The sequence below is a fragment of the Pseudomonas sp. TE12234 genome, from assembly GCF_054061835.1.
On sequence record NZ_JBSSEP010000006.1, the window covers coordinates 205,564 to 219,918 of the forward strand.

Below are 14,355 nucleotides of genomic sequence, written 5' to 3' on the forward strand. Positions count from 1 at the left end.
TTCGGCAGAAAGCACGAAGGCGACCCTTGGGTCGCCTTCGTTCGTTTCGCGAACCTCAGGTTCGCGCGACTTGATTACTTTTTCTTGCGTACATACAACACAAGATTGTGATCAACCATTTCGAAGCCATATTTGTCGACGATGGCTTTCTGCAGGCGCTCGATTTCTTCGTCGAAGAACTCGATCACTTCACTGGTCTCGACGTTAACCATATGGTCATGATGCTTGCCGTCGTCCAGCTCGAAGACCGCATGGCCTCCGTCGAAGTTGTGCCGCACCACAAGGCCAGCCGCCTCGAACTGAGTCAGTACACGGTAAACCGTGGCCAAACCGACATCCTCGCCAGCCTCCATCAGTGCCTTGTAGACATCTTCAGCACTCATATGACGCTGCTCGGCGGAATCGAGCATTTGCAGAATTTTGACCCGTGGAAGGGTCACTTTGAGGCCGGCTTTGCGTAGTTCGCTATTTTCAACCATGGTCAGCTTTCTCGCGATGCTGCTTCGCAGCTTCTCTTAATGCGGGTATGATCGGCGTTTACGTTGTCCCAGCCAAGATAGTGGAAGTCGCCCACCGATGCAAAACACCAAGCTCTTGCTAACCAGTTTCACCTTTGTGGGACTGCTCGCACTCGCCGGTTGTTCATTCCCCGGGGTTTACAAAATCGACATCCAGCAGGGCAATGTCGTCACGCAGGACATGATAGACCAGTTACGCCCGGGAATGACCCGTAAGCAAGTAAGGTTTATCATGGGCAACCCTCTGCTGACCGACACGTTCCACGCCGATCGCTGGGATTATCTGTATAGCCTGCAACCGGGTGGTGGTGAACGCCAACAAGAACGCATTAGCGTCATCTTCAACGCAAATGACCAGCTTGTCAGCCTCTCCGGAGACTTCATGCCGGGCATGAGCCGCGACGAGGCGATTCTCGGCAAGGACACCGCCACGACAGTGGCTGCCCCTGTAGAAAACACCGAGAAGCCGAAACCAAAACCTGAAAAACCGGTCAAGCCAGGCTCGCTACTGGACCAGATCCAGAAGGACGTTGACGGTGTAGAGACCGCTCCGGTCCCGACGCCAGAACCTCTGGATACTTCGCCGCAATAATCTGCAACGCAATAAAAAACCCGGCATGCCGGGTTTTTTATTGCGTGAAATTTAAACGCCTCACTGATTCCGCGCCTTGGCCTCGGCAGCCTTGGCTGCACGCAACCTGCGAACTTCTTTCGGGTCCGCCAGCAACGATCGGTAAATCTCGATTCGATCTCCCGGTTGAACCGGACGACTGTCAGAATCGTTTAACGCCTTTCCAAAGATGCCCACCGGGCACTCGGTCAAGTCCAGCTCCGGAAAAGCCAGACCTATACCCGATGCCAGCAATGCCGCCCTGACGGTCGTTCCGGTTGGCACTGACACCGACAGAAGCAGTTGCCGATCAACAGCGGCATACACCACCTCGACCTCTATCAGCACCTCATCCATACATTTGCTTGGCCCGCTGGCAGAATGCATCCACCAGCGTGTTGGCGGCCTGATTGAACAGCGGGCCCAGAGTCGCCCGAACAATCGGCCCTGCGTAGTCGAACGACAGGTCCAGACTGATCTTGCAGGCCTTCTCGCCCAATGGCTTGAACACCCAGATACCGTGCAACTGAGTGAATGGCCCCTCTTCGAGATTCATTTCAATCGATTGACCGGGAACCAGGGTGTTACGCGTCACGAAATGCTGACTTAGCCCACCCTTGGCCACTCCAACACTGGCACGCATATGCTCGAAAGAGCTTTCCAGGACTTCGGCCGTTGAGCACCACGGCAAGAATTCCGGATACCGCGCCACATCGTTGACCAGGTCATAAAGCGCTTGCGCCGGATAGGGCAGCAAGGCCGAACGTGAAATATGTGTCGTCATGTCAGCGTCACTTCCACAGCTGTGCGGCAAACACTACGAGAATGCCGATGGGCGCCACATAGCGCATCAAGAACAAGGACAGGGCGAACAACGCAGGGTTGCGGATCGACAACTCGTCGCGCACCGCTTCACGCCCCATCACCCAGCCTGCAAACACCACGAAACACAAACCACCGAGTGGCAACATGATCCGTGAGGTGAAGAAATCGATGACTCCAAAAAAATCCAGACCGCCCGCGGCTCCCCATTGGTAGAGGTGGAACAAACCGCCTTCGCTCACGAAAAACTTGGCTTGCTTCCAGATATTGAACGAGAACACCGTACCGAGACCGACAAACCAGCAGGTGAACGCCAGCCAGAAGGTTACCCAGGCGCGGCTGACTTTCGTCCGTTCGACCAGGTACGCCACCATCGGCTCAAGCAGCGAAATGGCCGAACTCCATGCCGCAATCGCTACCAGTACGAAAAACACTACGCCCATCAATTGGCCGAAGACTACGTTACCAAAGGCAAATGGCAAGCTTACAAACATCAGGCCGGGGCCTTCGCTTGGATTCAAGCCTGCGGCGAACACAATCGGAAACAACGCCAGACCGGCCACCAGCGAAACGAAGGTATCGAGCAGCGCCACGCCAACGACAGTCCCGGAAATCGACGAATGCTTCGGCATGTAAGCGCCATAAATCATGATCGAACCCACACCGACGCTCAGGGAAAAGAACGCATGCCCCATGGCTGGCAACAAACCATCGAGGACCTTTTCCGGATGGAAGTCGAACATGAAATGCACGCCTTCCATGAAATGCCCGGTCGTCATGCTGTAGCCCAGCAACACCAGGATCATCACAAACAGCAGCGGCATCATGATCCGCAGACTGCGTTCAAGACCTGCTACCACCCCTTTGGCAATCACCAGAGCTGACAGCAGCATGAAAATCGAGTGCCAAAGTGTCAGACGCCATGGATCGGCGATCACATTACCGAAGTAGGCGCCCACCTGATCCGGTGTCACACCCTGGAAGTCGCCCCGGCCCATTTCGACGATGTAATCCAGCGACCAGCCGCCCACGACACTATAGAAAGACAGGATCAACAACGCCGTGATCATGCCGGCAAAGGCCCCCCAGGACCATTTACCCGAATGCCCGGCTTCCTGCGCCAGCACCTTCAGCGCATTGGCCGGACTCTGCCGGGCACGCCGGCCGATCAGGGTTTCCGCCAGCATGACCGGCACTCCAATCAGCGCAATACAGGCCAGGAACATCAGCACGAAGGCGCCGCCGCCATAGACGCCAACCATGTACGGGAATTTCCAGATACTACCCAGGCCAACGGCCGAACCGGTCGCGGCGAGTATGAAGACCCAGCGGCTAGCCCAACTGCCGTGGACAGAAACCTTGTCTGTCGACATCGTTATTACGACCAAGCATTCAAAAAAGAGCGCGCATTGTCCGGGATTCAATCAACCTGCTCAAGCACGCAGCAACACCGTAGCCGACTCGCGTGCAACTCCCTATAATGCCGCCCCTATGGCTAAACAGAAGAAACACCCAACAGGGACCATCGCGCAAAATAAAAAGGCGCGGCACGATTACTTCATCGAACATCGGTTCGAGGCTGGACTGGTCCTGGCCGGCTGGGAAGTAAAAAGTCTGCGGGCGAGCAAGCTGCAACTGGTCGACAGTTACGTGCTGCTCAAGGATGGCGAAGCCTGGCTGCTCGGCAGTCACATTACGCCCCTGACAACCGCCAGCACCCACGTCATCGCTGACCCGACCCGCACCCGGAAGTTGCTGCTGAACCGGCGCGAGCTGGACAAGCTGTCTGCCGCTGTGCAGCAAAAGGGTTACGCCTGCGTATGCCTGTCCTGGTACTGGAGCAAGCACATGGTCAAGTGCGAGATCGCTCTGGGCAAGGGCAAGAAGGAATACGACAAGCGTGATACCGAGCGTGAGCGCGATGCCGGCCGCGAGTTGCAGCGCGCGGTGCGCAACAAGGGCAAGGAAGATTAATCTTCCGACCTGATCACTGCTTTTGTGGCGAGGGAGCTTGCTCCCGCCCGGCTGCGCGGCCGTCGCCAATGCACTCGTGACGACTACGCCAAAAGCCAGGGCCGCTTCGCACCCCAACGGGAGCAAGCTCCCTCGCCACATTGAATCTCATTGCAACCGTTACATCCCCTTGCGCCGCTCCGCCCGAGCTACGCGCTGCACTTCCTGACGCACTTCTTCCAGCACTTCCTGCACATACAGGATATGTCGACTGGAGACTTCCCGCGCTTGCTCCGCACGACCTTCGACAATCGCCTGGTACAACTCGCGATGCTGGGTGATCAGCATGTCCCGGGTTTCCGTGCGCTGCTTGTACATGCCGCCAATGTTGGTCACCACATTGCGCTTGAGCAGATCGAATAACCCACGAATGGTGTGCAACAACACGGCGTTGTGACTGGCTTCGGCGATTGCCAGATGGAATTTCGCATCTGCCGCGCCCTCTTCCGCGCGACTTACGTCATCGTGACGCGAATAGCAGTCCTGCAATTCGTTGAACGCCGCCGTCAACCGCTCACGATCAACATCCGTGGCGCGTAACGCAGCGTAATAGGCGCAGGACGCTTCGAGCGTATGTCGAAACTCCAACAGATCGCGCTGCGCTTCAGGATTGCTTTCCAGCAGATGCAGCAATGGATCACTGAAGGTCGTCCCCAGCGATTCCACCACATAATTGCCGCCACCCTGCCGACTGACGAGCAAGCCCTTGGCCGCCAGTTTTTGAATGGCCTCGCGCAACGAAGGGCGTGACACGCCGAACTGTTCGGCCAATACGCGCTCAGCTGGCAAGCGCTCACCCGCCTTCAGCGTGCCCTCAAGGATCATGCCCTCAAGCCGCTCGACAATATCGTCAGACAAACGGCGCTGCCGAATCTGATCAAACCCCATAACTCAATTTCTCCACGATCCCGACGACTCGCCGGGGCTCTATTCTGGCCTATCGGCGCAGCGCCGACACCTGCCAGACAGCAATTGCTTGAACAGACCAGACGACCTGAACACGCAGGCATTCGACAAAAGTTTTAGAGCGGCAAATTGACACACCGCCCACAAGGCTTTTACCCTAGCCAACAGCGATTGTAAATTGGTATTACCAATTAGCCAAGAACGCTGATCAGTGCCTGACCAACAACAATTAGGGGCCACCCCATATGCAAACCTGGCAACAGCTCTACAGCCCGCTCGGCAGCCTCGGCTTGTCCGCCCTCGCGGCCGTTATTCCCATCGTGTTTTTCTTCCTGGCCCTGGCCGTCTTCCGCCTCAAAGGCCACGTGGCTGGCAGCATCACCCTGGCCTTGTCGATTCTGGTGGCAATCTTTGCCTTCCAGATGCCGGTCGACATGGCATTCGCCGCCGCCGGGTATGGCTTCGCCTACGGTCTGTGGCCGATCGCGTGGATCATCGTGGCCGCCGTTTTCCTCTACAAACTGACGGTCAAAAGTGGGCAGTTCGAAATCATCCGCAGCTCCGTGTTGTCGATTACCGACGACCAGCGCCTGCAAGTGCTGCTGATCGGCTTCTGCTTCGGTGCCTTCCTGGAGGGTGCAGCCGGTTTTGGCGCGCCAGTCGCGATTACCGCCGCGCTGCTGGTAGGGCTGGGCTTCAATCCGCTGTACGCCGCCGGCCTTTGCCTGATCGCGAACACCGCTCCAGTGGCGTTCGGCGCACTGGGCATCCCGATCATCGTCGCCGGGCAAGTGACCGGCATCGACGCGTTCAAGATCGGAGCCATGGCCGGCCGCCAACTGCCCATGCTGTCGCTGTTCGTGCCGTTCTGGCTGGTGTTCATGATGGACGGCCTGCGCGGCGTCCGTGAGACCTGGCCAGCCGCACTGGTGGCCGGCCTGAGCTTTGCCGTCACCCAGTTCTTCACTTCCAATTTCATCGGCCCGGAACTGCCGGACATCACCTCGGCGCTGGTTTCCCTGGTTTCACTAACCCTGTTTCTGAAAGTCTGGCAGCCGAAGCGCGCCGCCGGCCAACACATCGTCGGCGCCGTTTCGGCGTCCGTGGTTACCGCCAGCACCGGTGGTTTTGGCCAAAAGCGCACCACCGTGGCTTCGCCTTACAGCCTGGGTGAAATTTTCAAAGCCTGGTCGCCGTTCCTGATCCTGACCGTACTGGTCACCATCTGGACCCTGAAACCGTTCAAGGCCATGTTCGCCGCCGGCGGTTCGATGTACAGCTGGGTGTTCAACTTCGCCATTCCGCACCTGGATCAAATGGTGATCAAGGTTGCACCGATCGTGGCAGCGCCCACGGCTATCCCGGCGGTATTCAAGCTTGACCCGATTTCCGCGACCGGTACGGCGATTTTCTTCTCGGCGCTGATCTCGATGCTGATTCTGAAGATCAACATCAAAACTGGTCTGACCACTTTAAAAGAGACCTTCTACGAGCTGCGCTGGCCGATCCTGTCCATCGGCATGGTGCTGGCCTTCGCCTTCGTCACCAACTACTCGGGCATGTCCTCGACCATGGCCCTGGTATTGGCCGCCACTGGCGCCGCGTTCCCGTTCTTCTCGCCATTCCTCGGCTGGCTCGGTGTGTTCCTGACCGGTTCGGACACTTCGTCCAACGCCCTGTTCAGCTCGTTGCAGGCGACCACCGGGCACCAGATCGGCGTTAACGACACCTTGCTGGTCGCGGCGAACACCAGCGGCGGCGTGACCGGCAAGATGATCTCGCCACAATCGATCGCCGTGGCCTGCGCCGCGACTGGCCTGGTGGGCAAAGAGTCGGATCTGTTCCGCTTCACCCTCAAGCACAGCCTATTCTTTGCAACGATCGTCGGCCTGATCACCTTGGGCCAGGCCTACTGGTTCACCGGCATGCTGGTGCACTAAACGCCACAAGCGGCATGGAAAAAACCGACGCCGGACCACGACTCCGGCGTCAGCTATTCACCACCCGGTCTGTAAGGCTGCTGAAAGAATCACTCTCTATATTCAGCAGCCTCAGCGGACGGATAACCGGGATCACCCGGAGACACGCCTGATGAGCGAACTCTTTTACAACGCTGTGCCGAATGCGACCCGTGTCGCCCCGCCACTGCCCGAGCCTCGGCAATACCCCAGCGAGAAACCGCAAAGGGTCTACCTGTTCGGGACCTGCGTAGTGGATTTGTTCTACCCGGAAGCCGGAATGGACGCGATCCACTTGCTGGAACGCGAAGGCATCCGTGTCGAGTACCCGCAAGGGCAAAGTTGCTGCGGCCAACCGGCCTACACCTCGGGTTACACCGAGCAGGCAAGGACTGTGGCACGCTCGCAACTGGCGCTGTTTGCCGGGGATTATCCGGTGGTGGTGCCATCCGGTTCTTGCGCAGGCATGTTGCGTGAACACTATGCCGACTTGTTCAAGGACGAACCGCAAACGTTGAAACAGGTTCAGGCACTGGCTGCCAGAACCTACGAACTCGCCGAATTCCTGCTGCATGTCTGCAAGGTGCAGCTCAAGGACAGCGGCGAGCCTGTAAAAGTGGCGTTGCACACTTCGTGCTCGGCACGTCGGGAAATGAACACCCATTTGCATGGCCGCGCGTTGCTGGCGCAGTTAAGCAATGTAGAGCGAGTCGAGCACAGCCACGAAAGTGAATGCTGTGGCTTTGGTGGGACTTTCAGCGTCCGTATGCCAGACATCTCCGGCGCGATGGTGGCCGACAAGACCCGGTCGTTGAAGGAATCCGGTGCGCACAAGGTACTCAGTGCCGACTGCGGTTGCCTGATGAACATCAATGGCTCGCTGGAAAAACAAAAGGAAGCGCTGCGCGGCCAACACCTGGCCACCTTCCTTTGGCAGCGTACCGGAGGTGCCCAATGAGCACTTCCACGATTATTCCTACGATTGCCGTAGAAGAAGATTTTCGCACCCGTGCTCACCAGGCGCTGGGTGACGCGCAATTGCGAAACAACTTTCGCAAGGCGATGGATTCACTGATGACCAAACGGGCAGCGGCGTTCAGCGATGCCAATGAAAGAGAACATTTGCGAGCGCTGGGCAACGCTGTCCGTGCCCGAGCATTATCCAAGCTGCCCGACCTGCTCGAGCAACTTGAACAGAACCTGACCCGCAACGGTGTGAAAGTGCACTGGGCGGAAACGGTGGACGAAGCCAATGGCATCGTCCTCTCGATCATCCGCGCTCACGAGGGGCGGCAAGTGATCAAGGGCAAATCGATGGTCAGCGAAGAAATGGAGATGAACCATTTCCTCGCTGATCAGGGCATTGAATGCCTTGAATCGGACATGGGCGAATACATCGTCCAGCTCGACAACGAGAAGCCTTCACACATCATTATGCCGGCGATCCACAAGAATGCCGGTCAGGTCGCGTCCTTGTTCCACGACAAACTTGGCGTGGAATACACCAAGGACGTTGACCAACTCATTCAGATCGGTCGCAGGGTCCTGCGGCAGAAATTCTTCGAGGCGGACATCGGCGTCTCCGGTGTCAACTTCGCCGTGGCCGAAACCGGCACCCTGTTGCTGGTGGAAAACGAAGGTAACGGCCGCATGACCACCACCGTGCCGCCGGTGCATATCGCCGTCACCGGTATCGAGAAAGTCGTGGAAAACCTGCGCGACGTGGTGCCGCTCTTGTCGCTGCTGACCCGCTCGGCCCTGGGCATTCCGATCACCACTTACGTCAACATGATCTCCGGCCCTCGCAAGGCGCATGAACTCGACGGCCCGCAGGAAGTGCACCTGGTCTTGCTCGACAACGGTCGCAGCCAGGCCTTTGCCGACAGCGAATTGCGCCAGACCCTGAACTGCATTCGCTGCGGCGCCTGCATGAATCACTGCCCGGTCTACACCCGAATCGGCGGCCATGCCTATGGCGAGGTTTACCCTGGCCCCATCGGAAAAATCATCACCCCGCACATGGTCGGCCTGGCGAAAGTCCCGGACCACCCGAGCGCCTCTTCTTTATGCGGTGCCTGCGGTGAAGTGTGCCCGGTGAAGATACCGATCCCTTCATTGCTGCGTCGCCTGCGGGAGGAAAACGTCAAAGCCCCGGACAGCCCCCACCAAGTAATGCGCGGCCAGGGCAGCAAGTATTCGCGCAAAGAGCGACTCATCTGGAACGCCTGGGCGAAGCTCAACAGTTCGCCGACGCTGTATCGCCTGTTCGGATTCTTCGCCACACGGCTGCGTGCCCTCACACCGAACAATGTCGGTCCGTGGACACAAAACCACAGCGCACCGAAACCCGCCGCCCGCTCATTGCATGACATGGCCCGCGAGCATCTGGCCAAACAGGGAGATCGTTGATGAGCGCCAAGCAAAACATCCTCGCCAAACTGCGTAAAAGTCTGACAGGCACTACGCCGGTTGCCGACAACTTCGACGTCGATCTGGTGACACAGCCCTACACCTACGCGCCCGAGCAACGCATCGCTCAATTGCGCAAATTGATGGAAGCGGTGCACACGGAAATCCATCTGACAACCGACGAAGACTGGCCAGCGCTGCTGGCAAAACTTCTGGGGGACCGTCAGTTGCCAAGCCTGTTGATCGCGCCAACCACCGTTCATGGTCAACGCATCACTCAACACTGGGCGAATAATCCGCACCTGCCGGCACTCAAGGCCTACGACCGTCCGGTAGAGGAATGGAAAGCCGAACTGTTCAATGACACACCTGCGAGTCTCACCACCACCCTCGGCGCAATCGCTGCCACAGGCAGCTTGATTCTCTGGCCGACCCGGGAGGAGCCGCGACTAATGAGCCTCGCGCCACCGGTGCATTTCGCCCTGCTCAAGGCCAGCGCAATTCGCGACAACTTCTATCAGGTACAGCAAGAGTTCGAATGGGCCCAGGGCATGCCGACCAATGCTCTGTTGGTGTCCGGCCCTTCGAAAACCGCCGACATCGAGCAGGTGCTGGCCTACGGCGCCCACGGCCCGAAAGACCTGGTGGTATTGATCCTGGAGGACCAATGAGTCTACCGGCCGCTTTTCTGCGTGATGCACAGCAACTGATTCCCCGGGAACGACGCTTCGACGACCCGTTGTCGACGCTGGCCTTCGGCACCGATGCCAGTTTCTACAGACTGATTCCGCAGCTGGTGATTCGCGTCGAATCCGAAGAAGAAGTCGTCACGCTGCTGAAAATGGCCCAGCGTGACCGAGTGCCGGTGACGTTCCGCGCTGCCGGTACCAGTCTCTCTGGCCAGGCGATCAGCGATTCGGTGCTGATCGTGCTTGGGGATAACTGGAACGGTCGCGAGATCCGTGGCCAGGGCACACAAATCCGCCTGCAACCCGGTGTGATCGGCGCCCAGGCCAATGCCTGGCTGGCACCGTTCGGGCGCAAAATCGGCCCTGATCCGGCCTCGATCAATGCCTGCAAAATCGGCGGCATCGTCGCCAACAACGCCAGCGGCATGTGCTGCGGCACGGCGCAAAACACCTATCACACACTGGCCGGGATTCGGCTGGTGCTGGCCGATGGCAGTCGAGTCGATACCGAAGACGCCGCCAGCGTCGCGGCGTTTCGCCAGAGCCATGCAGCGCTGCTGGAGCGCTTGGCGACATTGGGTCGCGAGACACGCGCAAACACCGAACTGGCAGCAAAGATTCGCCACAAATACCGCCTGAAAAATACCACCGGCCTGTCACTCAATGCCCTGGTGGATTTCGACGAGCCTGTGGATATCTTGAGCCACTTGCTGGTGGGCTCCGAGGGCACCCTCGGTTTCATCAGTGCCGTGACTTACGACACCGTGATCGATCACCCGAACAAGGCCTCGGCGCTGATTGTGTTTCCCGATGTGGAAACCTGCTGCAACGCGGTTACCGTGCTCAAAAGCCAACCGGTGTCGGCGGTGGAGCTGCTGGACCGCCGCAGTTTGCGCTCGGTACAGAACAAGCCCGGCATGCCGGCTTTCGTACAGCAGCTGTCGAATAACGCCTGCGCCCTGCTGATAGAATCCCGCGCCGCGTCGTCCACACTGCTGCATGAACAATTGGCGCAGATCATGGCGTCCCTGGCGTCGTTCCCGGTGGAGAAACAGGTCGATTTCACCGAAGACCCACTGGAAAACGCCCGTCTCTGGGCGATCCGCAAAGACACCTTCCCCGCCGTCGGTGCGGTGCGCAAAACCGGCACCACGGTGATCATCGAGGATGTGACCTTCCCGGTGGAACAACTGGCCATCGGCGTGAACCGGCTGATCGAGTTGTTCGACAAACATCACTACGACGAAGCGATCCTTTTCGGACACGCGCTAGAAGGCAATCTGCATTTCGTCTTCACCCAAGGCTTCAATAACCCGGAAGAAGTCGCACGCTATCAGGCGTTCATGGATGACGTGGCGCAATTGGTTGCGGTGGAGTTTGGCGGTTCGCTGAAGGCCGAACACGGTACCGGGCGCAACATGGCACCGTTTGTCGAACTGGAATGGGGCAGCGATGCCTATCAGTTGATGTGGCAACTCAAACGCCTGCTCGATCCCAACGGCATTCTCAACCCGGACGTTGTGCTCAGCGAAGATCCGCAGATCCACCTCAAGCATCTCAAGCCCTTGCCGGCCGCCGACGAGATTGTGGACAAGTGCATCGAATGCGGTTTCTGCGAACCGGTTTGCCCGTCGAAAGGCCTGACCCTCAGCCCTCGCCAACGCATCGTGATCTGGCGTGACATTCAGGCGAAGAAACGCGCGGGCGTGGACACCACCGAACTCGAAGCGGCTTACGAGTATCAAGGTATCGATACCTGCGCCGCCACCGGGCTCTGTGCACAGCGTTGCCCTGTAGGCATCAATACCGGCGAGCTGGTGAAAAAGCTTCGCGGACGCCACGCCACGCATAAGAAAACCGCCAATTGGCTGGAAGGCAATTTCGCCACGGCGCTGCAAGGTGCACGTTTCACACTGCACGTCGCTAACGGCGCCCGGATGCTGTTGGGAGCGCCGCGCCTGGCGAAGCTGTCGGCGACGCTGACAAAACTGTCCAAAGGGCAGGTCCCGCAATGGACCAACGCCATGCCACAGCCGGAAAAAGCCATTCGCTTCAGCCCGACCGTGTCGGACGAACGCCCTCGGGTGGTGTACCTGGCAGCGTGTGTGTCGCGGGTCATGGGCCCGGCGGCAGGTGATGAAGAGCAGATGTCGCTGTACGACAAAACCCGCGGACTGCTGGAAAAAGCCGGTTACCAAGTGATCTTTCCGGACAATCTGGACAATCTCTGCTGTGGCCAGCCATTCGCCTCCAAGGGCTATGCCGAACAAGCCGAACACAAACGACAGGAACTGATTGGCGCCTTGCTGCACGCCAGTCGCGGAGGGCTCGATCCGATTTATTGCGACACCAGCCCCTGTACGCTACGGCTGGTTCAAGACTTGGGCGAAGTTCGACTGGACCTATATGACCCGGTGCGCTTCATCCGCACGCATTTGATGGATCGCCTGGATTTCACACCGCAGGAGGCGCCGATTGCCGTACACGTCACTTGCAGCACCCAGCACTTGGGCGAGAGCCATGCGTTGATTGATCTGGCACGCAAGTGCAGCAAAACCGTCATCATTCCTGAAGGCATTCATTGCTGCGGGTTTGCCGGCGACAAGGGTTTCACCACGCCGGAACTGAACGCTCATTCGTTAAGAACGCTCAAGGACGCGGTACAGCAGTGCAGCGAGGGGATATCGACCAGCCGCACCTGTGAGATCGGGCTGTCGCAACATGGCGGCATTGATTACCACGGGCTAGTCTATCTGGTGGACCGCGTTACCCAGGCTAGGGTGACCTGAGCAAGACCTCAAGGAAGGCGCATTCAGGCGCCTTTTTGTTTCTTGCCAGAACCGACAGCAGTACAGCAAAAAATTAGAACCCTGATGTGCCGCCGCAGTCTACTGACCAAGTCCCGCAAATGCGGGACCTTTCCAACACTTGGCAGCCCGTCCTGATGGTCAGCGATGCCTGGCCACTCAGTTCAAGGAGATACCCATGAAACGTTCTGTACTGTTTGGTCTGTTCGTTACTGCCTCACTGCTGGCCTCCCCCTCGTTTGCCGCCGAAAAAGATCAATGCGCCGTCAATCTGCAAACCATCGAAGACGCCCAGGCACAGATTCCTGAGGAAATGGCTGACCAGGTAGCGGATTCCGTCAAGCAAGCCCAAGCAGACCACGCAAAAGGCACCAAGCAAGGGATTGATGATTGCGTCGCCGAGACCAACCAAACCATTCAGGACATCAAGAACGCGAACAAAGGCGGGAAATAACCCAGCTCCGGGCCAACCCTCGGGTTGGCCTTGCCGGCGTACTGGCTCCATCCAGTACGAAGCAAATCCAGAACCCGTCAAATTGCGGGTTTTGGTGCATCTGGGGCTCGGCAAACCTTTTTAGTGCCATTGGGCCTGTCGCGCAGTTTTTTCATCGCTTTTCTGCCAAGACCGAATTACTTTGCCGCCCCGCAGTCTTTAGATAAGCCCAATCAACGTGGCTGATTTTTAGACTCGGCCGAGCCCCCGCCCATACAGCAGCACCGAGCCCATCAGTTCGAGGAGATCCCCATGAAACGTACCTTAGTCGCTGGCCTGTTCATTTCTGCTGCCATGTTGGCCTCTCCCGTATTTGCCGCGGACAACAACCTGTGTACGAGCAAGCTGCAAGAGCTCGAAGCCAAAGTGAATTCGCTGCCAGCGACCTCCACCAATGCGCCCGAGATCAAAAGGCTGTTGGCCAGCGCCAAAGCTTCACAAGCCGCCAAAGATGACAAAAAATGCGCCACCGAGGCCAGCCAGGCATTGTCTATGGCAAATTGACCAACGAACCAGCCCATGATCAATCGAGGCCAACCTTGCGGGTGGCCTTCTGAAGCGTGTTGGCGTACACTGTGCAGGCTTGTTGCTCAATTTGATTCACCGAGTAACAGGCTCGGGGCCGTTTAGGATTCGACGCCGGTCGCGAAACTTTAGGTGCATGCCGAGTTGGTAACAGAACTCGTAAATCCACTGTTGCAACTACTTATAGTTGCCAATGACGATAACTACGGCCAGGAATTCGCTATCGCTGCGTAAGCAGCCTTAGAGCCTGAGCTTCTGGTACCTTCGGGTCCAGCAATCATCAGGGGATGTCTGTAAACCCAAAATGATTGTCATATAGAACAGAATCGCCGTGCAGTACGTTGTGGACGAAGCGGCTAAAACTTACACAACTCGCCCAAAGCACCCTGCCCGTCGGGTCGCTGAGGGTTAACTTAATAGACACGGCTACGCATGTAGTACCGACAGCGGAGTACTGGCGGACGGGGGTTCAAATCCCCCCGGCTCCACCACTTCAACATCTAAAGACGTCCACGGACGTCTTTTTTTGTGCCTGAAATCCAGTAAATACAGGGGTTTAGAGTCTACGAGCGTCCACCAGCATCCGTGACCATCTACGTTTTCGT

At 57.9% G+C, this 14,355-nt stretch carries 14 protein-coding genes and 1 other RNA gene; 10 read left to right on the forward strand and 5 right to left on the reverse strand.

Annotation, left to right across the window (positions count from 1 at the left end; genetic code table 11):
• Positions 1–74 precede the first annotated feature (74 nt).
• Positions 75–479, reverse strand: a complete 405-nt coding sequence (gene fur / locus ACVWYU_RS12375; protein ID WP_003197684.1) for a ferric iron uptake transcriptional regulator — start codon at positions 477–479, stop codon at positions 75–77.
• A gap of 97 nt (positions 480–576) precedes the next feature.
• On the opposite strand from fur, the gene ACVWYU_RS12380 reads away from it, so the two are divergent.
• Positions 577–1,110, forward strand: a complete 534-nt coding sequence (locus ACVWYU_RS12380; RefSeq protein ID WP_247257608.1) for an outer membrane protein assembly factor BamE — start codon at positions 577–579, stop codon at positions 1,108–1,110.
• A 60-nt stretch (positions 1,111–1,170) separates the two neighbouring features.
• Here the strand turns inward: ACVWYU_RS12380 and ACVWYU_RS12385 are convergent, their stop codons facing one another.
• Genes ACVWYU_RS12385 through ACVWYU_RS12395 form a run of 3 tightly spaced genes read right to left on the reverse strand, consistent with a single transcriptional unit; the run spans position 1,171 to position 3,323 of the window.
• Complete coding sequence (locus ACVWYU_RS12385; RefSeq protein ID WP_248914307.1) at positions 1,171–1,485, reverse strand: RnfH family protein; 315 nt, start codon at positions 1,483–1,485, stop codon at positions 1,171–1,173.
• A complete protein-coding gene (locus tag ACVWYU_RS12390) occupies positions 1,478–1,912 on the reverse strand; it encodes a type II toxin-antitoxin system RatA family toxin (RefSeq protein WP_390958673.1) in 435 nt (144 codons plus the stop codon). The genes ACVWYU_RS12385 and ACVWYU_RS12390 overlap by 8 nt, the downstream gene beginning before the upstream one ends.
• A gap of 7 nt (positions 1,913–1,919) precedes the next feature.
• The gene (locus tag ACVWYU_RS12395) at positions 1,920–3,323 is read right to left on the reverse strand and encodes a sodium-dependent transporter (RefSeq protein WP_457372781.1); all 1,404 of its coding nucleotides are present in this window, start codon (positions 3,321–3,323) and stop codon (positions 1,920–1,922) included.
• 118 nt (positions 3,324–3,441) lie between these two features.
• On the opposite strand from ACVWYU_RS12395, the gene smpB reads away from it, so the two are divergent.
• Positions 3,442–3,924 (forward strand): SsrA-binding protein SmpB, encoded by a 483-nt coding sequence (smpB, locus tag ACVWYU_RS12400; protein WP_090315874.1) that lies wholly within the window; start codon positions 3,442–3,444, stop codon positions 3,922–3,924.
• A gap of 159 nt (positions 3,925–4,083) precedes the next feature.
• Here the strand turns inward: smpB and ACVWYU_RS12405 are convergent, their stop codons facing one another.
• Positions 4,084–4,851 carry an FCD domain-containing protein gene (locus ACVWYU_RS12405; RefSeq protein WP_090315870.1) on the reverse strand — a complete coding sequence of 256 codons (768 nt, stop codon included), beginning with the start codon at positions 4,849–4,851 and terminating at the stop codon, positions 4,084–4,086.
• A gap of 263 nt (positions 4,852–5,114) precedes the next feature.
• On the opposite strand from ACVWYU_RS12405, the gene ACVWYU_RS12410 reads away from it, so the two are divergent.
• The 8 genes from ACVWYU_RS12410 to ssrA all read left to right on the forward strand — a co-directional run bounded on the left by ACVWYU_RS12410 (position 5,115) and on the right by ssrA (position 14,241).
• Positions 5,115–6,809, forward strand: a complete 1,695-nt coding sequence (locus ACVWYU_RS12410) for a lactate permease LctP family transporter (protein ID WP_457372782.1) — start codon at positions 5,115–5,117, stop codon at positions 6,807–6,809.
• Positions 6,810–6,960: 151 nt separating this feature from the next.
• Entirely contained in the window at positions 6,961–7,785 is an 825-nt protein-coding gene (locus tag ACVWYU_RS12415) for a (Fe-S)-binding protein (RefSeq protein WP_457372783.1), read from the forward strand.
• On the forward strand, positions 7,782–9,236 hold the full coding sequence (locus tag ACVWYU_RS12420; RefSeq protein WP_457372784.1) for a LutB/LldF family L-lactate oxidation iron-sulfur protein: 1,455 nt from the start codon (positions 7,782–7,784) through the stop codon (positions 9,234–9,236). The genes ACVWYU_RS12415 and ACVWYU_RS12420 overlap by 4 nt, the downstream gene beginning before the upstream one ends.
• Positions 9,236–9,907 carry a LutC/YkgG family protein gene (locus ACVWYU_RS12425; RefSeq protein ID WP_390958665.1) on the forward strand — a complete coding sequence of 224 codons (672 nt, stop codon included), beginning with the start codon at positions 9,236–9,238 and terminating at the stop codon, positions 9,905–9,907. The genes ACVWYU_RS12420 and ACVWYU_RS12425 overlap by 1 nt, the downstream gene beginning before the upstream one ends.
• The gene (locus ACVWYU_RS12430; protein ID WP_457372785.1) at positions 9,904–12,714 is read left to right on the forward strand and encodes an FAD-binding and (Fe-S)-binding domain-containing protein; all 2,811 of its coding nucleotides are present in this window, start codon (positions 9,904–9,906) and stop codon (positions 12,712–12,714) included. The genes ACVWYU_RS12425 and ACVWYU_RS12430 overlap by 4 nt, the downstream gene beginning before the upstream one ends.
• A 196-nt stretch (positions 12,715–12,910) precedes the next feature.
• Complete coding sequence (locus tag ACVWYU_RS12435) at positions 12,911–13,186, forward strand: hypothetical protein (protein WP_247257616.1); 276 nt, start codon at positions 12,911–12,913, stop codon at positions 13,184–13,186.
• Between the two features lie 291 nt (positions 13,187–13,477).
• Positions 13,478–13,729: a hypothetical protein gene (locus ACVWYU_RS12440; protein WP_390958659.1), complete on the forward strand. Its 252-nt coding sequence runs from the start codon at positions 13,478–13,480 to the stop codon at positions 13,727–13,729.
• 114 nt (positions 13,730–13,843) lie between these two features.
• Positions 13,844–14,241, forward strand: a transfer-messenger RNA (tmRNA) gene (ssrA, locus tag ACVWYU_RS12445).
• Positions 14,242–14,355 lie beyond the last annotated feature (114 nt).